Source organism: Micromonospora sp. CB01531, from assembly GCF_001905095.1.
Classification (GTDB): domain Bacteria; phylum Actinomycetota; class Actinomycetes; order Mycobacteriales; family Micromonosporaceae; genus Micromonospora.
Window position 1 is genome coordinate 1 of record NZ_LWLS01000088.1, and the last position, 22,808, is coordinate 22,808.

Genomic DNA, 22,808 nt, shown 5'->3' on the forward strand with positions numbered 1-22,808 from the left:
CCGCGTTACACCACTATCAGGGACGCCACTCCGGCCCGCCGGGGCGGCGACCGTTGGGCGAGGGCGGCGGCGTTGCGCTCCCCGAAGCCGAAGCGCCTGCCCTCGTAGCAGGAGGTGTGAATCGATGCGGGCCAGGATCGGGAGGCCGTAAGAACAGTCACCTGCCGCCTTCGGCCGGCGGCCTCTTGGCTGCTCTCGTCGTACCTTTACCTGGCAATCGCTTCCGCCAGAGTCGGTGCTCCAGGGATCAGCGATACAGCTCTCCGGGGCAGCGCTCGGCGACGTAGCCGACCTCGCCTCCCTCGGTGGCCATCGCTTCGCCACCTGCCAGGGGCACCCCCACATACCAGGCCCAGCAGTTGGAGTCTCCCGCCTTACGCAGATCACGAGCCTTGTAGTCAGCCTCATTGCCGAAGACCTTGCAGAAGGCCGCTTTCTGCTCCCTCAGAAACACCTCGACACACTCGCGGGCGACGCGCTCTAACGTCTTGAGGTCCTTGCTACCAGCGACCAACTCGACGTTCGCTTGCCCGCCCTTGTTCTCCTTGTTGACCTCGTTGCTGCGGACCATCGACCTGTTGAAGTGCAGCTCAGGCGGCGCAGTTGTGGCTGGAGCCGACCGGGTGGCCGGCACGCTGACGCGCGGCTTCACCACCTCAGCCGTCGGTGGCGTGGGCCCAGAAGACGAGCCGGAGCGGTGCTCGGCCTGGTCGCCGCAAGCACTCAACCCGAACAGCGCAAACATCGGTGGCATGAGCGCAGCGAGCAGCAGTCGCGAAGAGGAGCGTCGCATGTGCGGTGATGCTGCCACCATCGCAGACAGTCGGGTACCGGCGGCCGGCCGGGATCTTGTGATCGGTCGTCCGTAGTTCGGGAACTGGCCCCTGGGATCTACGCAAAGCAGCGGCACCACGGGTGCCAGTCAGCTTTCACTGAACCGCCCCGGGTTTGGTAGCGGCCCGACCTCTTGTGGAGGATCGAGCCATGTCACGCCCTTCCCCTTATCCGCGTGAGTTGTGTGAGCGAGCGGTGCGGATGGTCGCCGAGGTGCGGGCGAACTACGAGTCCGAGTACGCGGCGATTACCGCCGTCGCCCACAAGCTCGGCATCGGCACGGCAGAGACGTTGCGGAAGTGGGTGCGCCAGGCCCAGGTCGACGCCGGTGATCGGCCCGGGGTGAGCACGGATGAGTCGGCGGAGTTGAAGCGGCTGCGGCGGGAGAACGCTGAGCTGCGCCGGGCGAACGAGATCTTGAAGGCGGCGTCGGCAGCCATCCACTTCGGTTCATAGGCTAGGTTCGGACCCTCGGGCACGGAATCGACGGGCGCGGCGAGCATCGGGGCGACAGGCCGGCACAGCACCAGCCCACCCGGCGACGTCTCCCACCGCCAGGCCGGACTCACCCTCTCCGGCCCCATCCGCCCCGACCGCGAGCGCCGCCCATGTCCCGTCCCTCCCCCGACATCGTCAGGCAGCGGGACCGGGCCTCGGGCGCAGATCAGGCACAACGAATGGATGTGACCTGCGCGTTACGAGATCAAGTTGTCCACCTCGGTGTGCCTGCCCCGACCCCGCTCGCCCTGCGGAAATCCGGCTTGGCATCTTGTCCGGGCAGCCTCGGCGGTCGTACACCCGACAGCGTCGCCGATCAGGGCCCGGAACCCGGTTAGCGTCGCGGAAGTTGTGACCGTTGTGCACGGCATGATTCGGGAACACGAGGAAGGAGACCCAATGGTGAGGCTCAAGCTCCGGTCTGCCGGCGTTGCCGTCGCAGTCGCCGGCCTCGTCGTCGCGTCGACACCCGACGCGGTGACGGCGGCCACAAGCAAGACCCGCGCCGAGGGCATGACTGTGATCGCCACCGGGCTCGACAATCCGCGGGGCCTTGCCGTGACGCCCGAGGGAGTCGTGCTCGTCGCCGAAGCCGGCAGGGGTGGCCAGGGGCCATGCCTCGTCGGCGGGCAGGACCAGGTGTTCTGCCTGGGAGCCACGGGGGCGATCACCACGGTTCGGGGACACCAGCAGAAGCGGGTGGCCACCGGGCTTCCGTCACTGGGCACGCCGACCCAGTCCGAGGTCCTCGGACCGCACGACATCGCGCTGACCGCAGCCGGGCCGCTGGTCACCATCGGCCTCGGCACGGACCCGCAGCGTCGGGCCCAGCTGGGTACCGCCGGGGCGCTCGTCGGCCAGACCGTGCGGCTCGGGCCGTCGGGGGCAAACTCCTTCGCCGACCTGGCCGGCTGGGAGGCGGCGAACAACCCAGACAGTGACCAGCCCGGCACCGGGCCCGACAGCAACCCGTACGGCCTCGTGTCGTACCGGGATGGAGCCGTGGCGACCGACGCGGGCGGCAACACCCTGCTGCGCCTCGACCGCAGGGGCCGCATCTCCCCGCTCGCCGTGTTCCCGACCACCCCGACGCCGAGCCCGTTCGGCGGACCGGACATCCCGATGCAGTTCGTGCCGACCACGGTGACGACAGGTCCGGGCGGCGCGCTCTACGTCGGCCAGCTGACCGGATTCCCGTTCCCCGTCGGCGGGGCGAAGGTATGGCGCGTCACGCCCGGCCAGGCCCCCACCGTCTACGCCGAAGGCTTCACCAACATCGCCGACATCGCCTTCGACCACAAGGGCAGGCTGCTCGTCCTCGAGATCACCGCCAACGGCCTGCTCAGCGGCGACCCGACCGGCGCGCTGATCCGGGTGGAGCGCGACGGATCGCGCACCGAACTCGCCCGGGCCGGCCTCGTCACGCCCACCGGTCTGGCGGTCGCCCGGGACGGCACCATCTACATCTCCAACAAGGGCACCATGGTCGGGCAGGGCGAGGTGCTGCGGCTGCTCGTGCGCCAATGACCCACTGAGCAATCGCCGGTAGGCCCCGCTCCGTCAATGTGTCCCACCGCCCGGCCTCCAGGCGTCGGCCGGGCGGTGGGCAGCGAGGTGAGCAGCGGCCGAGCGGCTCCCGCCAGCGGGCGTACTGTACAACCTCGCCCCACTCCTATCCCTCGGGCGGGCGTACTCACGCATCCAACAAGGACAAGGCGAACTCATCCACCGCATCCTCGTCTCCCGCGACCTACGCCTCGTCAGCGTCGACAGCGACAGCATGGCCTGGGCAGCGTCTGCAGTTGCTCATGAGGGTTGTCGTGGAGGCGGTCCAGGCCCCCACCTGTCGGTCCCGTACATCGCGGAGACCACCCTCCGGCGCTGGGTGTCCAAGGGCCGCGTCCCCTGCCACCGCCTCGGCCGCAAGGTCCGCTTCACAGACGAGGACCTGGAAGCCGCCTACCAGGCGTGTCCCGCCCTCGCCGGGCGCCGCTGACATGGGGGCGTCCAGGACAGACGCCCTGCGCACTCATCGCTGACGCAGGCCCGATGTCGGCAATATGGGCACCCCTGCCCCATGCAACACCTCCTAGACCGTCCTAGGAGGATCGATCCCCGACGGGCCCGGGAGGGCCGCAGATGGGCCGCAGATGGGCCGCAGAGAGCGCGGCTATGATCCAAAACGTGAGCAAGCAAGGGCCGCCGCTGGCGAAGCAGCAGAAGGTCGGGGTTGGGGTTGCGGCTGGTCTGCTCTCCATTCTCGCCATCGTCATCACTATCGGAGCGATCAACGAGAAGAACGCGCCGACGCCTCCGGCTGCCGCCACGACGGAGGCCTCGGCAGGGCAAGAGCCGGTAGGGGCCGCGCCTGAGTCGAACCCTGCGCCTGCCGAGCCCGAGGCCGACACGGTCTTGACCGTAGAGAACAACAAGGACTTGGCAGCGCTCTTGGCCGCGGTGGATGACTACGACCTGTTCAAGGAGTTCGCGGCCAAGTACCAGGGCCGAACCATCAAGTTCGATGGCACCATCGCTGCAATGAACCATCACGGCGATTACAAGACGCGGTACGGCATCTTGGTCTTCGCCGGAGATAGCACCGGGTCGGGAGTGACCGGGCCCAACTTCCAGTTCAAGGACGTCAACATCACCAGCGATCTGCGCCTAACGGGCTCGAACATCCCCGACACCATCGGCGTGGGGCAGAAGCTTCGCATCACTGCTGAGGTAGAGGGCTATGCCGGGCCCGAGTACCAAGACCTCTTCCTGCTCGATCCGGTTTCTACTGAGGTGAGATAAGACCATCGCTGTGACCGACGCGGCGGTCAGTCGCGCCGCAACTGGCGGGCACCGGCGGCGGCGATGGTGGTCACCAACAGCAGCCCGGCGGCGATCAGGGCGTAGGCGAACCAGACCGACGCCCCACGTGGTTGGAACGCTGACTGCTGCCCGAGATCGATGACCGGCAGGATCAGGTCCAGCGTGTAAATGGACGCGACGAAGTCGGGCGCCTTGCCGGGCTCGACGGCCCGGGGTGGATACAGCCCGAACATCATGGCGCCAACGACGAGCAGGGCCGCAAGCCATCCGGCGGCCCGGACCGGTCGGTAGCCGTATCCAACGGTCAGGTCCTGCAGACGCCCCACAACCGTCCTGGCAGGGCAAGGATGTCGCGCCGGTGGCGCTCACCGGCGAGCAGCACAGTACGCGCAACGTCGTCGCGGCCCGCGCTGCGATACACCTGCGCCAACTGCGTGTAGGCCTGAGGCCGGAATCCGTGTGGGTCCAGCCGCAGCCACCGCAGCCGGTCAGCCCCGTTGTCGAGCTCGGCTAACGTTTCGTACGTCAGCCCGTCCAGGTGCAACGCCGAGGGCCAGGTCGCCGGCTCGTCACGCAGCAGCCCGATCCGCCCATGGCTCAGATCCACGACGCCAGCGGGTGGCTCAGCGGGCAGCAACACCAGCTCCCGGGCGACGACGTGGCGGCAGTCCAACGCGGTCCTCCCGACAGGGACGGTCAAGGTGGCCCGCTCGAAGCACACCCAGCTGTTGATCTCGGCATAGCGCAAACGGACCGTCCCGTTGGCGGTGAACCCGTCACACAGGTCGGCGTTCGCGCCGACCCGCAGGTCCTCACCGGAGAGTGCGACGCCATCGGGATTCTCGAGGACGGCGCCTTCCCAGCGCAGAGAACCACCAATCTCGGCGTTGTCGAGCCGCAACGCCCCCCGGCAGGTGAAGCCGTGCTGAGCGAGCACGTCGGTGCCAACACGGAGCCAAGTACCATCGAGCGCCGTCACCGGACCGGTCAACTCCGCCCCGTCAAGGATCAGAGCACCGCCGATCTGCGCGCCCACCAGACTGATCTCGCCGGTGCTCTGGCAGCCGGTCAATCCGAGGCTCGCATCCAAGATCACCATGGAGGCCATCAGGCCAGGCATGGCAGACCTGTGGAGGCTCAACCGCCGCAGGTGAGAGCCGAAGACATTCATCCGCTCGTCAAACCGGCACTCATGCAGACTGACTGGCACCATGATGTCGGCATGCTCCAGCTCCAGCGCACCAGTGATATGCGCGCCGGTCAGCTGCAATGCCGGCAGATCACCGGCCTCAACCGCAGCGCCGCCCAACAGCAGGAACCGAATCACCTCGCTGCGGACCACCCGGTCCCGCCGACCCCGTACGTCCACCGGGGTCCCTGTGCCGAACGCGTCGACCACCGCCCGCTCCGTGTCGCTGACATCCGCTATCCGCATCAAGGGATTGTCGAGCACAGGCCAACAAACCGGTATGGCCAGATCGGCCGGCCGAGCCCGACGCGACACACTGTCATGGATCCGCGATGAGCGCGGTCATGCCATCTGTGGATCATCGAACAGAACCCCGAAGGTCTCGGTGATCGTGACAAGGTCGACGAAGCCGTCAGTCCGCGACGGGTTCGAGCCCTGGAGCTTCGCTCCCGCGATCCGGGCCGCGTTCGTGCTCGAGCGGGTCAACTCCTTGGCCAGCTTGCGGGTCGACGTGCACGGGTGTGTGCGCCATGACCGCCTTGGGGAACGCCGTGGAGCGAGATGAAGACCGGGAAGCAGCGGCCGGCGACGTCAGCCCGGGGTAGCGGTCTGCCTGGATGGCCACCAGTTTCGCTCGCCGAGCAGCACCGCGAGAGCGGGGACGAGCAGGGCCCGGACGAGGAACGTGTCGGCGAGCAGGCCCAGGGTGATCACGAAGCCGATCTGAAACAGCGCCTCCATCGGAACCGCCATCAAGGTCGCGAAGGTGGCGGCCAGCACGAGGCCAGCGGAGGTGATCACGCCGCCGGTTCGCTCAAGGGCCTCCGTCACCGCGCGGCGGGTCTCGTGCTGCCGGCGCTGTTCACTGATCCGGCTGAGGAGAAACACGTTGTAGTCGACGCCCAGGGCGATGATGAAGATGAACGTGTACAACGGCAGGTTTGGGTCTGAGGCCGGCTGGCCGAGGATGTGGGTGAAGATAAGGGAACTGACGCCGAGGGCGAAGCCGAAGGAGAGGATCACGGTCGCGATCACGTAGAGCGGCATCACCACCGCGCGCAGGAGCAGAGTGAGGACGAGGAGGATCAGGGCAAGGCCGACCGGGACGATCAGCCTGGTGTCACGCCTGAGTGCCTGGCGGGCATCGTAGTTCTCGGCCACGGTCCCGCCGATCAGGACGGTCCGGCCGTCGGCCGCGCGGTGAGCGATCTCGCGCAGCAGTGGGACGGCGTCGGTGGCCCGCTCTGAGAACGGATCCATCCGCAGGTCTGCGTCGAAGATGACCAAGTTTGTCGCGGGCCTTCGCTGGCCTTGCGCCGCCGCACCCAGGAAGCCGCTGTCCGCCTCGACCGACCTGGCTACCGCGTGCATGTCGGCGATGGGTGAGTGTGTGCCTTCGGTGAGAGCGCTCTGGACCTTCCCGCTTGCCTCGTCGGCTACGACGATGCGAAGCGGCGCTGCCCGGCCGGGTGTGAAGTGGTTGCGGATCACCTGTTGACCGCGGACCGAGTCCGGCGCCTCGCGGAAGGACGCGGCGGAGTCGAGCGCCGGACGCCCGCCGATGGTGGCCAGCGCGCCTGCGGCGAGGAGAGCGGTGACCGCCGCGGCGATCACTGCGGGGCGTGCGTGAACAAGGCTCGCGATGCGCCCCCATAACGTGACTGCGGGTGCGGCCTCGGGCTCGCGGCGGGGAATCGCGGGCCAGAACGCCCGTCGTCCGAGGGCGGTGAGCATCGCGGGCAGGAGCGTCAGACCGGCACAGACCATGATCGCGACGCCGAGGGCGAGGATCGGGCCCATCTCGCGCGTGGCGTTGAAGTCGGCAAGGGCGAGGACCAGCATCGCGCCGACGACGATCGCTCCGGCGGAGAGAATAGCCGGGCCGGTGCGCTGGGCGGCGGCGACCATCGCCTCCTCAACGTCCCGCGCCCGCCGCAGTTCGTCGCGAAACCGCGCCACGATCAGCAGACAGTAGTCGGTGCCGGCACCGAACATCAGCACGATCAGGATCGCGGTCGTCTGGCCGCTGACCTCGGTGAGGCCGGCGGCGACGAGACCGTAGGCAAGGCCGGCGGCGACGAGATAGGCGACGGCGACGACGGCCAGCGGTACCAGAGCAATCAGCGGCGAGCGGTAGGTCGCGAGCAGCAGGAGCAGCAGCATGACGACGGTGACCGCCAAGAGGGTCCCGTTGATTCCTTTGAGCGCAGCACTTCGGTCGGCCTCGAAGCCGGCTCGGCCGGTGACGAAGGCCCGCAATCCGCTCTCGTCGCCGGTGGCCGGCGGGACGACCTCGCGGATTGCCGCGACGGCCTGCTCGCTGGCGGGCGTCGAGCCGTCGGTCATCAGGACTGTGCTCAAGATGACGCTGTTGTCGGGTGAGGTGAGCAGCGAGCCGCCCGGGCTCATGTCGAGCGGATCGGTCTTGCCGCATGCGCGCTGGTACGGGGTGGCGACCATCGTCAACTTCGGGATCGCGCCGGACCGGCACAGGGCGCGGGCATCGGCGTCGGCGCGCTGCCCGTCGTCCGCTGTGATCCCACCCTCGCGGAAGTAGGCGATTACCGCCGCTGTCTCGCTGCCGCGCCGGAACTGCTCGTTGATGATCCGCTTGGCCTCCGCCGACTCGGACCCTCGGACGAGGAAGGTCTCGCTCTCGTCGGCGGCGCGTTCGCTGAGCTTGGCTTGTAGCGGCACCGCGAGCATCGCGAGCGCAAGCCACACCGCGATTACGACCCACCGTGACCGCCGACCGGTGGCGACTACGGAAGCCCTGGTGAGAGTGCGCATCGGGTCGCCGCCCTAGAGTCCGCCACCGACCCCCTCTATCTGGCTGACGGTGCCATGCGCGATGTAGACATAGATCCTCGTCGGGTCGACCTCTATCGGCACGGGCTGGCTCTTGTCGTCCTCGCGCGCGACGACGATCTCGCAGTCGTGACGGGCCGCCTTCTCACGGGCCTCAGCGAGCTGCATCCCGAGCAGCTCTGCCGTATCGAAGGCATTCTTCGCGGGCCGGTACTGGCTGACGCCCCTGTTCTGTCCCGTCTCCACCATCGGGCATTGAAGCGCTGTCAGGTCGCGCTCCGGCCCCGTCGCCCCCTCGGAATCGTCGCTACATCCCGCCAGAGCCAGTGCCCCGACGGCGATCGCAACGGTGGCCGCAGCGACGCTGAGCAGCCGCCTGTTAACCCTCTGCCCACCCATAGCAGGGACGCTAGCGGAGCGAACCGTCTCGTTCAAGACAACTAACGTCTCCGGTCAACAAAAGCTACGTTTTTAGCGAGCGAGCTTTTGCCGCCCTCAAGCGGAAGTTCTTGACGATCCGCCAAAAGGGGCACATGCTACGTCTTAACCTTCAGGCGGTCGCACCACGTCGCTCCGACCGCGGGGCTGGTAGCCGCCGCATTGGGAGAGGAAGTGAGTGGCATGTGGAACGCCGCGCCGTCTGCGCGGAGTCTGAAGCGTCCTGGAATCGCCCTGATCGCGGTCGCCCTTGGGGCTCAGATGCTCGCCCCGGCGACCGCTGTCCAAGCGAAGAGCACCCGACAGGCTCCGAGTAGCATCCACCCGACGGCTGCTGGCCCATCGACAAGCACCACGCAAGCTAGCAGCGCCCTCCCTGCGGCTCCTGCCCAGGAGGAGGGCAAGAGGATCCTCATCTACACCGGCACGACCGGGTACCGGCACACCGATGGAATCAACAACGGGCGCCCAGTGGTGCAGGCCGCTCTCACGGCCGCAGGCTACGACGTCGACTGGGAGAACTGCGACAACAACGGTGGCGGCCCGAACAACTGCGACAACCCGGACAAGAACCCACGGATCTTCACGGACGGGAACCTGGCCCGATACGACGCGATCCTGTTCCTGAACGCGTCGTGGTCGTGGGCCGGCGGCGGGCGGCCCGGACCGCTCCTCGACCATGCCCAGCGCGACGCGTTGATCCGCTTCACCCAGCACAGCGGCGGGATCGCGGCCGTGCACAACATGACTGACGCCGGCGCCGGCGTATCGGCGTGGGACTGGTGGGACGGCGGGCCGGACAGCGTCGTCGGCACGACGATGCGCGGCCACTCGAGCGGGTCGGCGACCGGCAACGCCGCAACCGTCCAGGTTGCCGACCACAACCACCTCTCTACCAAAGACCTGCCCGACACCTACAAGATCGCCGACGAGCATTACAACTTCGCCCGCAACGTCCGGGGCGACCACCACGTGCTCGCTACCTTCGACGAGCGCACCTACAACACCGGCACCTACTCAATGGGCCAGGACCACCCCACGACGTGGTGCAAGCTCTATGACGGCGGCAGCGTCAAGGACGGCACCGGCACCCCGCGGCCCTACAACGATGGGCGGACCTGGCTGACCTCGCAGGGCCACTTCGGCGTGCGTTACACCGAGAACGGCGGCGACAACCCGCTGATCAAGCAGATCGTCGGAGGGGTGCGCTGGGTCGCCGGCGGGGGGAAGAAGACCGACTGCTCAGGCACCGTCTGGTCGAACTTCACCCGCACGACCCTGGTCGACAATGTGAACGGCCCGATGGCTCTCGACGTGGCGCCGGACGGCAAGGTCTACTGGACCGAGATCGGCCCCAAGCAGGGGTACGAGTCCGAGGGCTACGTGAAGATGCACGACCCGAAGGGCCCACCGAACAACTCGACCACGGTCGCGACGATCCCGACCCGCGCCGACCACGGCAACTCCGAGGACGGCGTGCTGGGAATGAGCCTGCAGCCGGGCTTCGACCTGTCGGAGCCGGACAAGAACGACATCTACGTCTACTATTCCCCGCGCAACCCCGGCGACTGGCCGACCACGGGCAACCAGCAGACGGTCGGCTACAACCTGGTCAGCCGCTTCACGCTGAACAAGACCGGCACCGCCTTCGAGCCGGCACCAGGTGGGCCGAAGCACCTGGACCCGGCACATCCATACATGGAGCGGCAGATCTTGCGCGTGCCCAAGGCGAAGATCTCCGGCAAACCCTCGGGCTTCCCGGGTGGCCCCACCGACAACGGCCCCGGCCATGTCGGCGGCGCGAGCCTGGTGTTCGATTCCGAAGGCAACCTCTACGTCGGCGTCGGCGACGACGTTTCTCCGAACGCGCCCGGCCACAACCGCTACACGCCGATGGACCATCGCGCCTCGGAGCGCTGGGACGCGCGCAAGACGGCGGCCAACACCGCCGACCTGCGCGGCAAGATCCTGCGCATCAAACCGCGCGAGGGCCCGCCGCAGACCCCAGGGCGCGCACCCGATCCCGGCCTGGGCAAGACCTATACGGTCCCGAAGGGCAATATGTTCGCGCCGGGAACCCCGAACACCCGACCGGAGATCTACGGCATGGGCTTCCGGCAGCCGTTCACGGTGCACACCGACCCCGCCAACCCGGGTTCGGTGGTCGTCGGCGAGTTCTGCCACGACAACTCGGTGGACCAGCCCGACCGCGCCCCGGCCGGCGTCTGCGAGTGGAACAAGGTCGACGGGCCCGGTTTCTACGGCTGGCCGTTCTGCGTCGGTGACAACTCGAAGATCAACACCACCTGGCGCTGGAACTACGAGGCCAACTCCTCGACCGGTCAGCAGTACGACTGCTCGCTCGACAAGCTCCCGTCCGACCTGAACTGGGCGCCGCCGGGCGGTACTAATTCCCAACCCACATTCCAAGGCCTCGATGCGATCCCAGGTCCCGCGAAACCAGCGACGGTCTGGCGCAAGTACCCTGGCAACCCCGGAAGTCAGGATCCGAAGGACTTCGGCGACCTGGGCGCAGGGGGGATGCAGCCGGTCACGGGCCCGGTCTACCGATACAAGGACAGCCGCGGTCCCGGCGCCTTCCCGGCCTACTACGACGGCTCCTGGCTGATCACTAACCGTGGCACCGACAACGGGTTCTGGAAGGAGGTCCGCCTGCGGCAGGACAACAACCAGATGCTCCGGGTCAACGACTGGCTGCCTGTCAACCACTTCGGCACGCCGAACAACAGCTTCGTGATCCCGACCAGGTTCGGGCCCGACGGCGCACTCTACATGGGGCGCTGGACCTTCGGCTGTTGCCGCAACCAGATCAACCCCGAAATGAAGATGCAGCTGATCAAGATCGAGTTCACGCCCGAGGCCGACCAGTGCAAGGACACTGATGCACCGACGGTCTCACACCAGATTCAGGGCCAGGCCGATCCCGACCAGCAGAACACCTACATAGACTCGGCCACGCTGAGCCTCACCGCCAACGATGTCGGCTGTGCCGGCGTGGACAAGGTCGAGTACCGCGTCAACGGCGGCGCGTGGACTGCCTACAACGGGCCGGTACCGTTCAAGGACACGGGGAAGTACACAGTCGACTACCGAGCCACCGATCGCCTCGGGAACGCCTCCAACCCGCAGAGCGCCATCTTCACGGTGCGTGACAGCGGCGGAACGCTCCCCACGACGTGCGACATCAACGCCACGGGCACGCAGTGGAATCCCGACAACTGCAAGATTGCCCGCGGCGGCACCATCACCTGGCACTTCAACGAGCCGGATGCGCGGTTCCCGCACGACGTCTGGCTCGTGCCGCCCGGCGGCAATCCCGACCCGAACGGCGGCGACATCTTCCAGGTCACCAACGGGCCCGTTCCGCCGGGAGGTCCGCCGGTCTCGTACACCTTCGATCGGCCAGGGACCTGGACGGTCATCTGCAGGCTCCACGCCGGCTACAGCAGCGGGCAGTGGTTCGGCATGATCGCGACAGTCACGGTCGGAGGAGGATGAGTTAAGGCCTGATGGCCTGGTGGATCGGGCCCGGACACGCCGTCCAGGCCCGACCACCAGGCCCAGGCGGCCAGCAGCACCCGCCGATGTACGGACGACGTCAGCCCGCTGCCACGAATCATGGGCATTGTGATTCGGATAGATAATCGAGCAAGCTGCGAGCCTTCTTCGGATGGGCCTGTCATCCGGCCAGGGCGACCTGGGCCTCTCGGGACCCAGCGGCGGACTGGGCAGCTCGGCGGCGCCGGTAGTAGTGAACGGTCAAGATACCGAGCAGCGGTCCCCAGGCGGCCAGCGGCAGGTAGGCGATCCAGAACGCGACGCTCTGCCAGCCCTCTGTGATCGGCGTGTCCGGGCTGCCGTTGAGCATCCGGCCAGAGGCCATCATGGCCAGCGCGTACGGGAAGATCAGCAGGGCGGTCGCACCGAGGCTGGCGGGGATGACGGCGGCAAGGGTCGGTACCCGGCGGCCGCGCAGGCCCGGGATCCACCTCGGCCACACCTCGCCCCACTCGCACACCAACCCGAGGGCGAGGAATGCCAACACCTCGCTGATCAGACTGAGCGTGATGATGTACCAGACCCCTTCGAACAGGATCAAACCATGGCCGGGCGGCGGGGCGTCCATGGGCTTCACCAGCGGAGCCTCGAAGACGAAGGCCGTGACCCGCCAGATGGTGGAGGGCAGCGTGGTCAGGGCGGCGGCGTATGCGGCCAGCATGGCCCAGCGGGGCACGCCCACCGCCGTCCGGCCGTGCAGCTTCCTCAGGACGGTGCGAGCGGTCATAGGAAATCTCCTTGTCCAAACGCTGATCGTTGCGGATGGCCATGTGCATCCCGCGAACCGGTGGGCAATGCCTAGCGTTGCTGTTTCAAGATCGCAGCCACGCCGAGCCCCACGCATCCCCTCGAGAGGGGACCGGATCACTCGCGCGAGGGAAGATCGACCTGGACCACACGCACGGCGGACGAGGCCGAACCACCGTGGACACGAGGCACCGGCACGGCCCGCCTGACGCCAACCGGCTCCTCTGCACGATTGCCTCTCGGAGGATGCGCTCGGCGGGCGGGGCCCAGTCCCGCTGCCCGTGTCTGGCGCCGATCGCCTCGGTCAGCAGGGCCGAAAGCAGATCGCCCACCGGCAGGTGCAGCCCCGTGGTCGCGGCTCGATGTGACCCTTGCGAGACCGTTGCCGCCGCGCCCTCGCCTTGGTGGGCCGTCGCCTTCACGGTTCATGATCGCGCCAGTCACATCCCCGCAACGAGCCAGTGCTTGACGGCGACGGGCTATCGGTACCGCAGGCCAGCATGGCAGCGTGAACCGACCCAGCCCCTGCTTCCCTCGCAGCCGGCCTCGCGACCGCCATCGGAGTACTGGGCCCGTTCGACCGGTTTATCGATGGCGTTGCTGGAACAATGGAAGGCGTGGGAACCACAAAAACCGCTATGCCTGCTATCTCGCCACTTGCTGGCAAGCCGATCAAGCGCGCCGATGCGGAACGCCTCGCGGGCGTGTTGAAGGCATTCGCCGATCCTGCCCGACTGCGGCTGCTCAGCCTGATCCAGTCCGCTCCGGAGGGCGAGGCGTCCGTGAGTGACCTCACGGCGCCGCTGAAGCTCTCCCAGCCGACCGTGAGTCATCACCTTCGGATCCTCACCGAGGCCGGCCTGCTCAAGCGCGAGAAACGCGGCGTCTGGGCGTACTACCGCCTCGTGCCGTCCGCGATCACGACGATCGCCGACTTGTTGACGCCACCCCGCAAGCGGGCGACGAAGAGGGCCCGCTGAGCGGCACGGTCGAGGACCGCGCCGCCCCGTGTGGCCCACCAGCGCTGCGGGCAGCGGTCAGGGTTCGGGCACCCTGATCCGCGCCGCTTCGACTAGCACCGGCAACTGCGCCAACTGGCCGGAATCGGACAGTGCCGAGCCCAGGGCCACCATCCGAGCGCCGGCGGCGAGGAATCGCCGTGCGGTGGCCACCGTGATCCCACCTGTGGCCACATAGGACATCGCGAAATGGCCCGTGCAGAGCGGAGAACCAGCCCACGCCAAGCGACTCGGCTGGAAAAGCCTTGACCCAGCCGCAACCGGCGCCGCGCACTCGTTGCACTTCTGTCGCCGTCCCCACGCTGGGCAGGTGCGGCAGGCCAGCGGACACGCTGACGGCGTAAATCGACGGGTCGAATCCCGGCGCGATGGTGTAGCGGGCGCCGGCACGGGCGGCGGCGCGGACCTGCTCCACGGTCACGACCGTCCCGGCGCCGACCACTCTGCCTCGATCAGCCGCGGCTTCAACCGTGGCGGCCAGCGCCGCCACCTGCTCCGGCTGACCGATCGGCACCTCGACGTGATGAATGCCCACGTCCCAGGCCCGGTTGGCCAGCGCCACCGTCTCGGTCGGCGGTCGCCCACGCAGGATCACCATCAGTCGTTGGTCGCCGAACAGCTCGTCGAAAGTCACCTATACCTCCGTGTCGGAGCGCACCCGCTGGGCAGCGCGTACCAGCTCGGCTGCGGGCGGCAGGTCACCGATGTCCCCGACCACCCGAAGCGCGGATCCGGCGACCAGATGCCCCAGCCGCAGTCGGACCTCCTCGGGCAGGCCGCGCACGACCCCGAACAGATAGCCGGCGGCGAAGGCGTCGCCCGCGCCGACCGGCTCGACCACCTCGACTGCGGGCGCCGGCTCGACGACGGTGCCCGCCGGACTGTACGACGTCACGCCGACCCCGCCGTCCTTGACGACCAGGGTCCGTGGCCCGGGCAGCAGCTCACGCACCTCGTCGGCGTTCCTGGCGCCCCAGAGGATCGCCGCCTCGTCCAGGCCGACCAGCACGATGTCCGCGTGTCCGGCCAGCCGGGCCAGCCTCGGGCCGGCCGTGCGCACCGGCCACAGCGCCGGGCGGTAGTTGACGTCGAAGCTGCACAACGCCCCGCTGATCGGGCGTTCGGTGAGCGTGTGCATGACCAGGTCCGCGCAGGGTTCGGACAGTGCGGCGGTGATGCCGGTCAGGTGGACCAGCCGGCTGCCCAGCAGACTGCGTGCCCCCCACACACCACGGTCCATCGCCGCGGCAGCCGAGCCGCGTCGGTAGTAGTGCACGTTCGTGCCGTGCGGGCCGGGGTCCTTGAAGAAGACACCGGTCGAGGCCGTCGGGTCCACCTCGACCAGGCTCACGTCCACGCCGGCGGCACCGATCCGTGTGGTGACCAGTTCTCCCAGCGGATCCGCGCCGACCCGGCTGCACCAGGCCACCCGCAGTCCCAATCTGGCCAGATTCATCGCGACGTTCGACTCCGCTCCGGCCACGTCCAGCCGCATGGCGCCGCCCGCGCGTAGCGGGCGGGGTGGATCGGGGGTCAGCAGGGCCATCGACTCGCCGACACAGACCACGTCGTACCCCACCGGCCGCACCGCGCCGGCTGTGCCCGTCATCGGCGATCTCGCATCTGGGGCCGACACATCGTCGACGGGCCGTCCGGCAAGCCGTCGGCGCAGGCGATCGAAGTCTGCGTGGGCGCATAGCCCAGGTCGTTCCGAGCCGCGCTGAGGTCGAACACCTGGCGCGGGTTCGCCGACGTGATGGTGTACGTCCCGAAACGGATGTCGGCCTGCAGCGCGCGTCGCACCGCCTGGCCGAGGTCGGTCACGCCGAGCCAGGTGTCCAGCCACCCGCGGTGCGGGGGTGCCGGCAGGCAGCCCCCCAGCCGCAGGCAGACCACGGACAGCGGGTACGCGTCGGCGTAGACCCGTGCGGCGGCCTCGGCGAACACCTTCGTCGCGCCGTAGCGGCAGCACGGGTGCGGCGCCCGGTCGTCTTGTACCGGAGGGCCACCAGGTTCGTCGGCGCGCCAGTAGTGGCCGCCCATCGCGTGTATGGAGCTGGCGAGCACGATCCGGGCCACCCCCGCCTGGCTGGCGGCATCGAATATCGTCGTCACGGCATCGACGTTGGGTCCGCGCAGCAGATCCCAGCCGTCGCCTGGTCGGGGGTTGCCGGCCAGGTGCACGATCGCGTCGACGTTGTCGCACAGCCGCGCCGCCACTGCGGGATCGGCGAGGTCACCGAGCAGCACCTCCGCGCCCGCGTTCTCGGCGCCATCGATGGGATAAGGGGGCGGACGGACATCGGTCAGTCGGAGCCGGTGGTGCTCGGCGAGTTGTGGCACCAGCAGCCGGCTTACCCGGCCGGATGCCCCGGTGATCAGGACGCGCATCCGGGTCACCAATTCGTGAAGGAGCCGTCGGGCCGTTGCAGTTGCGGCAACGGCGCCGGGCCGCGTGGCAGCGCCCGCCGTGCGGCGGCGAGGTCGAGCTCGACGCCGAGTCCGGGTCGCTCGGCCGGGGTGATCCGCCCGGCCGCCAGTCGAGGTAGGGCGGTGAACACCTCCGACGGTGGGAACGCCGGCCGGGGCTGCTCTTGTACGGAGACGTTGGGCAGGGCGAGGTTCAGGTGCGCCGATGCCGCGGCGGTGACCGGGCCGAGCGGGCTGTGGGTGGCCAGGTTGATGTGGTGGACCTCGGCCATGGCCGCGATCTTGCGGGCCTCGGTCAAGCCGGTGTTGGCCACGTCCACCCGGGCGTGGTCGATGAGTTCGCCCTCGATCAGCGGCCGGAACTCCCACTTCGTGCCCAGTTGCTCCCCCGCCGCCAGCGGGACCGTCGTCCGCTGGCGCAGCATCCGGTAGCCGTCGAGGTTCTCGCTGCGCAGCGGGTCCTCGACGAAGTACGGGCGCAGCGGCTCCAGCTCCCGGCACAGGGTCACTGCCTCGGCGGGGTCGAAGCGGGTGTGCACGTCGAGCAGCAACTCCACGTCGTGACCGAGCGCGGACCGCAGCCGCTGCATTACCGCGACGGTGTGGCGCAGCGCGGCTCGCTGGTCGTACTCGCCGTCGGCTCCCGGGCTGTTCGCCGGGACGCGCAGGTATCGCCACCCGGCCTCGACGTGCCGCTCGCACTCCGCCACCATCGCCTCGGGATCGCGGCTCGTCACGTGCACGTAGCACTCGACGTGGTCGCGGGAGGCGCCACCGAGCAGCTGGTACAGCGGGACGCCGAGGGTCTTGCCGCGGAGGTCCCAGAGCGCCACGTCGATGGCGGCCAGCACGGAACACAGGACGCCGGTCGCGGGGAAGAATCCCGAGCGGAACAGCACCTGCCACAGGTGCTCGATCCGGCTCGGGTCCGCGCCGACGAGCAGTTCGGCGAGGTCGTCGACCGCGCCGCGTACGGTGCGCCAGCGAGCCCGCATGCCGACCTCGCCGACGCCGTACTCGCCGGAGTCGGTGCTGACCAGCACGAGGAGCATGACGTTGGCGCCGTCGGGCACGAACAGCGGTTCCACGTTAGTGATCTTCATGGTCTCCGTCCCAGGTGTGCGCCGGGGCCGCGCTGACGCCGACCTCGGCGGCGAAGATCCGGCCGCTGTCCGGCGCCGCCCGCCGGGCCGCATCGTCCAGCCCGATCCAGGCTGAGGTGATGACGAGAACGCCCTCGATCAGGCAGGTGGCGGTGGGCCGCGGCACCGGCAGGTCCACCCGGGCGAGCGGCGTGCCGTCCGGGGCGATGCGGTGCACGCTCCAGCCGTCCCACATTGCGACCCACAGACAGCCCTCGGCGTCGACGCACAACCCGTCGGGCGTGGCGTCGGTGAACTCGGCGAGGACGCGCTCCTCGGTGGCCGTGCCGGCTGCGGGGTCGTACCGGTAGGCGGTAAGCCGCTGGCGGCGGCTGTCGACGTGGTACATGGTCTCGCCCGTCGGGTCGAACCCGAGCCCGTTGGCGCAGCCAATTCCGGTGAGCACGGTCGCCACGGAGCCGTCCGGCTCCAGTCGGTAGAGTCCCCCGGTCCACGGCGGGGCGTCGCCGGTGACCTGGCTGCCGGCCAGGAACCTGCCGTACGGGTCGGCGACGCCGTCGTTCATCACTGTGCCGGGCGCCGCGACCCCGTCGGCCAGGGGCCGCACCGCGCCGGCGGCCGAGACGTGCCGGAAGCCCCGCCCGGCTGCCACCACCCAGCCGCCGCCGGACGCCGCGACCGGTGCCACAGACCCGGCCGTCGCCCCGATGCTGTACGTGGCCAACACCTCGATCCGGTGGCCGGCGAGCCGCCCGCGCAGCAGCTGGCCGGCCCGGATGTCCACCCACAGCAGTTCGCCGGTACGTGGGTCCAGCCGGGGCCCCTCGCCGAGTTCGTAGCGCCCGGTGGAGACCGGTCGGGCGGCGAACGTTTCAGGACTTGACCGCACCGGCGATTCCCTCGACGAAGGTGCGCTGCAGGAACAGGAAGATGGCGATGATCGGCAGCAGGCTGATCGTCGCGGCCGCCGCCAGCCCACCCCAGTCGGTGGCCTCCTGGCCGAAGAAGCTGTACATGCCCACGCCGAGCGTGCGCAGTTCCGGGCGGCCGAGGGTGAACACCAGGGGGATGAAGAATGCGTTCCACGCGGCCATGAAGTTGAACAGCGCGACGGTGCCGACGACCGGCTTGGCCAGGGGCAGCATGATCCGGAAGAAGATGCGAGGGTAGCTCGCGCCGTCGATGCGGGCCGCGTCCTCCAACTCTTGCGGCATGCCGGCGAAGTATCCCATGAACAGCAGGATCGGCACGACGTGCGCCGGACCCGCGGTGGCCAGCACCGCACCGAGCAGACCGGTGTTGAGCCCCAGGCCGTCGACCAGCTTGAAGATCGGAATGATCGTGTAGCCGTGCGGGATGAACATCGTGGTGATGAGCAGCCCGACGATGACCTTCTTGCCGGGCAGGCTGCCCCGGCCGAGCGCGTACCCGGCCGTCGCGGAGACCAGTAGGACGATGATCACCGTGGTGACCGAGAAGACCACGGTGTTGGACAGGTACGCCCCGAAGTGCGCGGTGTCCCAGGCCCGGACGAAGTTGTCGAACGTCCACTCGTCGGGCAGCACGGACAGCCCGCCGAGGAAGACCTCCCGCTCGGACTTGAACGCCGTGGAGACCATCCAGACGAACGGGTAGATCCACACCAGACAGAGCGGGACCAGCAGCAGGTGCCATGGGTTCAGGCGGCGCATCAGCGGCTCCCCTTCAGGTATTGCCGGCGCAGCAGCGGCCCCTGCAGCGCCGTCATCACCAGGGTGATGACCCCGAAGACCACCCCGGCCGCGCAGGCGAAGCCGTACCGTGGCGCATTGAGGTAGGGATCGAAGGCGTACCGGTAGATGTAGGTGGCGACCACGTCGGTGGCGTGGTTGGGTCCGCCCTCGGTCATCGCCTGCACCAGGTCGAAGGGGTTCATGCTCTTCTGGAAGGTGAGCAGCAGGATCACCACGCCGATCGGGGCGATGACCGGCAGCGTGACATGCCGCAGCGTCTGCCGCCCGTTCGCCCCGTCGATCTTCGCCGCCTCGTACAGGTCATCGGGAACCGTCTGCAGCGCGGCCAGCCAGTAGACCAGCGTGATTCCGAAACCCTTCCACACGTCGACGGCCATCACCGTGGGCAGGGCGTACGACTCGGAGAGGAAGGTGATCGGCGAGTCGACGAGCCCGACGGAGGTCAGCAGGTCGTTGACGAAACCGCCGGCGGGGTCGAGCATGATCGCGAAGACAATGCCGATCACGGCGGTGGTGGTGACCACGGGCAGGAAGAGCAGGAGCCGGTAGAGGTTGCGCCCGCGCAGCCGCCTGCTGTTGAGCAGGATCGCGGCGAGCAGGGCCAGCGGCATCTCGACGCAGATCGCGACGAGGGAGAACAGGAACGAGTTGCCGAACGCGTGCCAGAACGGCCGGCTCTGCAGCACCTCGGCGAAGTTGCTGAAGCCGACCCAGTCTGTCGCCGGTCCCACGCCGTCCCAGTCGAAGAACGAGTACCACCAGCTGGCGACCATCGGCCACAGCGTGAACGCCACGAACAGCAGCAGCATCGGGGCGAGGAATACGTAGTGCCAGGCGTATCGGCGCAGCCGGCCGGGCCGTCGCCGCCGAGCGGTCGCGACGCGCCGGGGTGGCGCGGCCGGCTCGGCCGCGCCACCCGGGACGAGGGTAGGCGTGCTGGTCACTTCTGGCCCGGGGTGTACGGCTCGAGTGGGTTCCAGGTCGGGAAGGTGAGATCGACGCGGGAGGCCGTGATCCCCTTCCCGGACAGCGCCTTGATCTGCTCGTCGATGAACGCGTCGAGCTTGGTGTTGAGCTGCGTGGCCGGCCCGGTGAAGGGCTGGTTGCGCAGGATCGATTGCTGGGCGGTGTCTGCCCACTTGAGGTCCTGCTTGCCGGTGATGGCGTTCCACAGCTCCTTGCCGCCGGCGCTGGCCAGGATCGGGTTGGGCCCGCGGCGGAGGGCCTCGGCGGCCACGTCGATGATCGCCTTCTGGTCCGGGTTGGCGGCGGCCTTGTCCTGCCAGGCGCTCTCCAGGGCGGTGAGCGTGCCGAACTTCTCGTAGTAGGCGAGGTGGAACTCCTTCGACGCTAGGAAGTCCATCACCTTCCACGCCTGGTCGGGGTGTTTCGACTGGGCGGACATGGACCACAGTGGGCTGAAGTTGCTCCGCTGACCGGAGTATCCGGTCCGGCCACTGGCCGGCACCGGGATCGGCACGATCGACATGTCGATCTTCGCGTTCAGCTTGCGGACCTCGTTGACCTGGAATGGAGACGCCGGGTACATGGCGAGTTGTTCCTTGGCGAACGCCGTGTAGATGCGGGCGGTGTCCGTCCAGGTCTCCCAGCCGGGCATCATCACCTTGCCCGCGTGCAGCCGTCGCAGCAGTTCAACTGCCCGGCCGAGCGATGGATCGGTCACGGCCGCCTTGCCGGTGCGCAGGTCCACCCCCAACTCGGCGATCGACCACGCCCCAGCGGTGGGCTGGAACATCTTGATCACGTCGCCCTGGTTCCACATAGCGGCGAACCCGAACACCTTGCCGCCGCCGGCCTGCGTGATCTTTGTGGCGGACTGCTCCAGCTCCTCCCAGGTCTTCGGCACGGCGGCTATTCCGTGCTGCTTCAGGATCGCGTTGTTGACCAGCAGCATCCGGACCGACGACCATTTCCCCCACACCAGGGGCAGGGTGTAGAGCTTGCCGTCGCGGTGCAGGCCGGAGGTGGCCGGGTCGAGCGAGCCGGCCGGGAAGCGGGAGGTGAACTCGTCGGTGACGTACTGGTCCAGCGACGCCGTCCACCCGCGCTCGAACATCCGGTCGAAGCCGTTGTCCTGTGCGCGGAACACGTCCGGCGGGTTGCCCTGCTGGAACATCAGCTCGACGGCGTTGAGCTGCTGCAAGGACGGGTTTTCGATGATCTCGATCTTGATGCCCGAGTTCTTCTGCTCGAACAGGTCGAACTGTTGCCGGTAGAACTGCGAGGCGCCGGAGGGGTCCGGGGTGAGGGCGACCTTGATCGTCGCCTTGTCGCCGCTGGACTTCTCGCTGCCGCCGATGAGGTTGCAGGCGGAGGTCAGGCCGCCCACCGCGGTCGCCGCCGCTCCCGCACCCACCAATCGCAGTAGCGACCGACGGGACAAGTCCACGTTGTTCATGCTCTGCTCCTAGTTCGGTCTGCGGCCGGCAACCGGTCGGCCGACGAAGAAGAAGGTCAGGTTTCGGGAATGTCAATGAGTTGTCGAGGACTGTAGCTCCGGCGACCATCTTGTGCAATGGCCATCCGCAATGTGGGTAGCGTACGCACGGCGGGACGCCGCACGGGCCTCTGCGCGGGGCCCGGACCCCCTCGTCAGCCGGTGAGCGCCTTGGCCACGTACCGGATCTGGTCGGCCTTCTGGACGTCCCCGCCGCCCTCGTGCCCGTTGTACGGCCATACCCGGATGTCCTTGGACCCGGCGTAGTGGTTGTATGCCGCGAACACCGTCGAGGGCGGGCAGGTCGCGTCCATGAGCCCCACGGAGAACAGGGCCGGCGCCGTGGCATGGGCGGCGAAGTTGATCCCGTCGAAGTAGCGCAACGTCGCGAAGACGTCCTCCACCTCGCTGCGATGGGTGGCGCAGTAGGTGGTCAGTTCCGCGTACGGCGCCGCGCCGGTGATCTCGGTGGCCCGGCGGTAGTGGCAAAGGAAGGGCACGTCGGCGACGACGGCCGCCAACCCGTCGACCAGACCCGCCGCCGCCAGGGCGATACCGCCACCCTGGCTGCCGCCGCACACCACCACCCGATTCGGGTCGACACGGGGATGCGCGCGGACCGTCTCGACGGCCCGAACCGCGTCGGTGAAGACGCGCCGGTAGAAGTACGTGTCCCGGTCGGTGATGCCGCGGGTCAAGAACCCGGCGGTGGCCGGTCCCCCGGCCGGCGCGGGATCCGGCGTGTCGCCCGCCAACGACCCGTTGCTGCCCTGACCCCGCGTGTCCATGACCAGGTGGGCATAGCCGGCCGCGCTCCAGGACAGCCAGTGGTGCGGGAGGCTGCGGCCGCCGCCGTACCCGATGAACTCGACGACGCAGGGCAGCGCGTCCCCGATGCCGCGCGGAGTCAGAAACCAGCCGCGGACGGGATGGCCCCCGAAGCCGGCGAACGTCACGTCGGACACGTCCACCGTGACCAATCCGCTGTCGTACGGCTCGAACCGCGCCGGGAACGCCTGAGCCCGGGCCTCCGCGACCGTTCGGCGCCAGAACTCACGGAAGTCGGCCGGTTCATCCCGGTCGGGCCGATAAGTCCGCAGCCGATCGAGCGGCCAATCGACGAGCATGCGTATGCCTCCCATAGATTCTCTT

20 protein-coding genes and 1 pseudogene are annotated in these 22,808 nt (G+C 68.6%); 6 read left to right on the top strand and 15 right to left on the bottom strand.

What is annotated here, in order from left to right:
• Positions 1-247: 247 nt before the first annotated feature.
• Positions 248-745 carry a hypothetical protein gene (locus A6A27_RS26370; protein ID WP_143194159.1) on the bottom strand — a complete coding sequence of 166 codons (498 nt, stop codon included), beginning with the start codon at positions 743-745 and terminating at the stop codon, positions 248-250.
• Between the two features lie 239 nt (positions 746-984).
• Between A6A27_RS26370 and A6A27_RS26375 the strand changes: the two are divergent.
• The 4 genes and pseudogenes from A6A27_RS26375 to A6A27_RS26390 form a co-directional block, all read left to right on the top strand.
• Positions 985-1,266 (top strand): annotated as a pseudogene (locus A6A27_RS26375) (transposase); the annotation flags it as partial.
• A gap of 468 nt (positions 1,267-1,734) precedes the next feature.
• Positions 1,735-2,859, top strand: coding sequence for a ScyD/ScyE family protein (locus A6A27_RS26380; RefSeq protein WP_158074048.1), 1,125 nt, complete (start codon positions 1,735-1,737; stop codon positions 2,857-2,859).
• A 253-nt stretch (positions 2,860-3,112) separates the two neighbouring features.
• Entirely contained in the window at positions 3,113-3,328 is a 216-nt protein-coding gene (locus tag A6A27_RS47605; protein WP_073837352.1) for a helix-turn-helix domain-containing protein, read from the top strand.
• 188 nt (positions 3,329-3,516) lie between these two features.
• Entirely contained in the window at positions 3,517-4,131 is a 615-nt protein-coding gene (locus A6A27_RS26390) for a DUF4839 domain-containing protein (RefSeq protein ID WP_158074050.1), read from the top strand.
• A gap of 26 nt (positions 4,132-4,157) precedes the next feature.
• On the opposite strand, the gene A6A27_RS42345 is transcribed toward A6A27_RS26390, so the two are convergent.
• The 4 genes from A6A27_RS42345 to A6A27_RS26405 all read right to left on the bottom strand — a co-directional run bounded on the left by A6A27_RS42345 (position 4,158) and on the right by A6A27_RS26405 (position 8,548).
• A complete protein-coding gene (locus A6A27_RS42345; protein ID WP_083672875.1) occupies positions 4,158-4,478 on the bottom strand; it encodes a hypothetical protein in 321 nt (106 codons plus the stop codon).
• Complete coding sequence (locus tag A6A27_RS26395) at positions 4,457-5,551, bottom strand: hypothetical protein (protein ID WP_143194161.1); 1,095 nt, start codon at positions 5,549-5,551, stop codon at positions 4,457-4,459. Before A6A27_RS26395 ends, A6A27_RS42345 begins: the two co-directional genes overlap by 22 nt.
• A 381-nt stretch (positions 5,552-5,932) precedes the next feature.
• Complete coding sequence (locus tag A6A27_RS26400; RefSeq protein WP_073837354.1) at positions 5,933-8,065, bottom strand: MMPL family transporter; 2,133 nt, start codon at positions 8,063-8,065, stop codon at positions 5,933-5,935.
• Between the two features lie 78 nt (positions 8,066-8,143).
• The gene (locus tag A6A27_RS26405) at positions 8,144-8,548 is read right to left on the bottom strand and encodes a hypothetical protein (RefSeq protein ID WP_073837355.1); all 405 of its coding nucleotides are present in this window, start codon (positions 8,546-8,548) and stop codon (positions 8,144-8,146) included.
• A 300-nt stretch (positions 8,549-8,848) separates the two neighbouring features.
• Between A6A27_RS26405 and A6A27_RS26410 the strand changes: the two genes are divergently transcribed.
• The gene (locus A6A27_RS26410) at positions 8,849-12,106 is read left to right on the top strand and encodes a ThuA domain-containing protein (RefSeq protein WP_073837356.1); all 3,258 of its coding nucleotides are present in this window, start codon (positions 8,849-8,851) and stop codon (positions 12,104-12,106) included.
• Positions 12,107-12,287: 181 nt separating this feature from the next.
• Here A6A27_RS26410 and A6A27_RS26415 read toward each other — a convergent pair whose 3' ends face one another.
• Positions 12,288-12,893, bottom strand: coding sequence for a hypothetical protein (locus A6A27_RS26415; RefSeq protein ID WP_073837357.1), 606 nt, complete (start codon positions 12,891-12,893; stop codon positions 12,288-12,290).
• A gap of 628 nt (positions 12,894-13,521) precedes the next feature.
• On the opposite strand from A6A27_RS26415, the gene A6A27_RS26420 reads away from it, so the two are divergent.
• Positions 13,522-13,893, top strand: coding sequence for an ArsR/SmtB family transcription factor (locus A6A27_RS26420; RefSeq protein ID WP_073837358.1), 372 nt, complete (start codon positions 13,522-13,524; stop codon positions 13,891-13,893).
• Here the strand turns inward: A6A27_RS26420 and A6A27_RS26425 are convergent.
• The 9 genes from A6A27_RS26425 to A6A27_RS26465 all read right to left on the bottom strand — a co-directional run bounded on the left by A6A27_RS26425 (position 13,832) and on the right by A6A27_RS26465 (position 22,783).
• Positions 13,832-14,530: a hypothetical protein gene (locus tag A6A27_RS26425; protein WP_241825481.1), complete on the bottom strand. Its 699-nt coding sequence runs from the start codon at positions 14,528-14,530 to the stop codon at positions 13,832-13,834. The genes A6A27_RS26420 and A6A27_RS26425 overlap by 62 nt on opposite strands.
• Before the next feature lie 36 nt (positions 14,531-14,566).
• Positions 14,567-15,541 carry a sugar kinase gene (locus A6A27_RS26430; protein WP_073837359.1) on the bottom strand — a complete coding sequence of 325 codons (975 nt, stop codon included), beginning with the start codon at positions 15,539-15,541 and terminating at the stop codon, positions 14,567-14,569.
• Complete coding sequence (locus A6A27_RS26435) at positions 15,538-16,323, bottom strand: NAD-dependent epimerase/dehydratase family protein (protein WP_143194163.1); 786 nt, start codon at positions 16,321-16,323, stop codon at positions 15,538-15,540. The genes A6A27_RS26430 and A6A27_RS26435 overlap by 4 nt, the downstream gene beginning before the upstream one ends.
• A 5-nt stretch (positions 16,324-16,328) precedes the next feature.
• The gene (locus tag A6A27_RS26440) at positions 16,329-17,465 is read right to left on the bottom strand and encodes a mandelate racemase/muconate lactonizing enzyme family protein (protein ID WP_073837361.1); all 1,137 of its coding nucleotides are present in this window, start codon (positions 17,463-17,465) and stop codon (positions 16,329-16,331) included.
• Positions 17,452-18,354, bottom strand: a complete 903-nt coding sequence (locus tag A6A27_RS26445) for an SMP-30/gluconolactonase/LRE family protein (protein ID WP_073837362.1) — start codon at positions 18,352-18,354, stop codon at positions 17,452-17,454. Before A6A27_RS26445 ends, A6A27_RS26440 begins: the two co-directional genes overlap by 14 nt.
• Positions 18,338-19,156, bottom strand: a complete 819-nt coding sequence (locus A6A27_RS26450) for a carbohydrate ABC transporter permease (RefSeq protein WP_073837363.1) — start codon at positions 19,154-19,156, stop codon at positions 18,338-18,340. The genes A6A27_RS26445 and A6A27_RS26450 overlap by 17 nt, the downstream gene beginning before the upstream one ends.
• On the bottom strand, positions 19,156-20,142 hold the full coding sequence (locus A6A27_RS26455) for a carbohydrate ABC transporter permease (RefSeq protein ID WP_198940457.1): 987 nt from the start codon (positions 20,140-20,142) through the stop codon (positions 19,156-19,158). The genes A6A27_RS26450 and A6A27_RS26455 overlap by 1 nt, the downstream gene beginning before the upstream one ends.
• The gene (locus tag A6A27_RS26460; protein WP_073837364.1) at positions 20,139-21,617 is read right to left on the bottom strand and encodes an ABC transporter substrate-binding protein; all 1,479 of its coding nucleotides are present in this window, start codon (positions 21,615-21,617) and stop codon (positions 20,139-20,141) included. The genes A6A27_RS26455 and A6A27_RS26460 overlap by 4 nt, the downstream gene beginning before the upstream one ends.
• A gap of 194 nt (positions 21,618-21,811) precedes the next feature.
• A complete protein-coding gene (locus tag A6A27_RS26465) occupies positions 21,812-22,783 on the bottom strand; it encodes an acetylxylan esterase (protein ID WP_073837365.1) in 972 nt (323 codons plus the stop codon).
• Positions 22,784-22,808 lie beyond the last annotated feature (25 nt).

Excerpts from the sequence above, each read along its gene's own strand:
- A6A27_RS26430 (WP_073837359.1), bottom strand. The coding sequence starts at position 15,541 with ATGACGGGCACAGCCGGCGCGGTGCGGCCGGTGGGGTACGACGTGGTC.
- A6A27_RS47605 (WP_073837352.1), top strand. The coding sequence starts at position 3,113 with ATGGCCTGGGCAGCGTCTGCAGTTGCTCATGAGGGTTGTCGTGGAGGC.
- A6A27_RS26405 (WP_073837355.1), bottom strand. The coding sequence starts at position 8,548 with ATGGGTGGGCAGAGGGTTAACAGGCGGCTGCTCAGCGTCGCTGCGGCC.
- A6A27_RS26410 (WP_073837356.1), top strand. The coding sequence starts at position 8,849 with ATGCTCGCCCCGGCGACCGCTGTCCAAGCGAAGAGCACCCGACAGGCT.
- A6A27_RS26450 (WP_073837363.1), bottom strand. The coding sequence starts at position 19,156 with ATGCGCCGCCTGAACCCATGGCACCTGCTGCTGGTCCCGCTCTGTCTG.
- A6A27_RS26435 (WP_143194163.1), bottom strand. The coding sequence starts at position 16,323 with ATGCGCGTCCTGATCACCGGGGCATCCGGCCGGGTAAGCCGGCTGCTG.
- A6A27_RS26370 (WP_143194159.1), bottom strand. The coding sequence starts at position 745 with ATGTTTGCGCTGTTCGGGTTGAGTGCTTGCGGCGACCAGGCCGAGCAC.
- A6A27_RS26420 (WP_073837358.1), top strand. The coding sequence starts at position 13,522 with ATGGAAGGCGTGGGAACCACAAAAACCGCTATGCCTGCTATCTCGCCA.
- A6A27_RS26415 (WP_073837357.1), bottom strand. The coding sequence starts at position 12,893 with ATGACCGCTCGCACCGTCCTGAGGAAGCTGCACGGCCGGACGGCGGTG.
- A6A27_RS26425 (WP_241825481.1), bottom strand. The coding sequence starts at position 14,530 with ATGGTGATCCTGCGTGGGCGACCGCCGACCGAGACGGTGGCGCTGGCC.
- A6A27_RS26440 (WP_073837361.1), bottom strand. The coding sequence starts at position 17,465 with ATGAAGATCACTAACGTGGAACCGCTGTTCGTGCCCGACGGCGCCAAC.
- A6A27_RS26460 (WP_073837364.1), bottom strand. The coding sequence starts at position 21,617 with ATGAACAACGTGGACTTGTCCCGTCGGTCGCTACTGCGATTGGTGGGT.
- A6A27_RS26465 (WP_073837365.1), bottom strand. The coding sequence starts at position 22,783 with ATGCTCGTCGATTGGCCGCTCGATCGGCTGCGGACTTATCGGCCCGAC.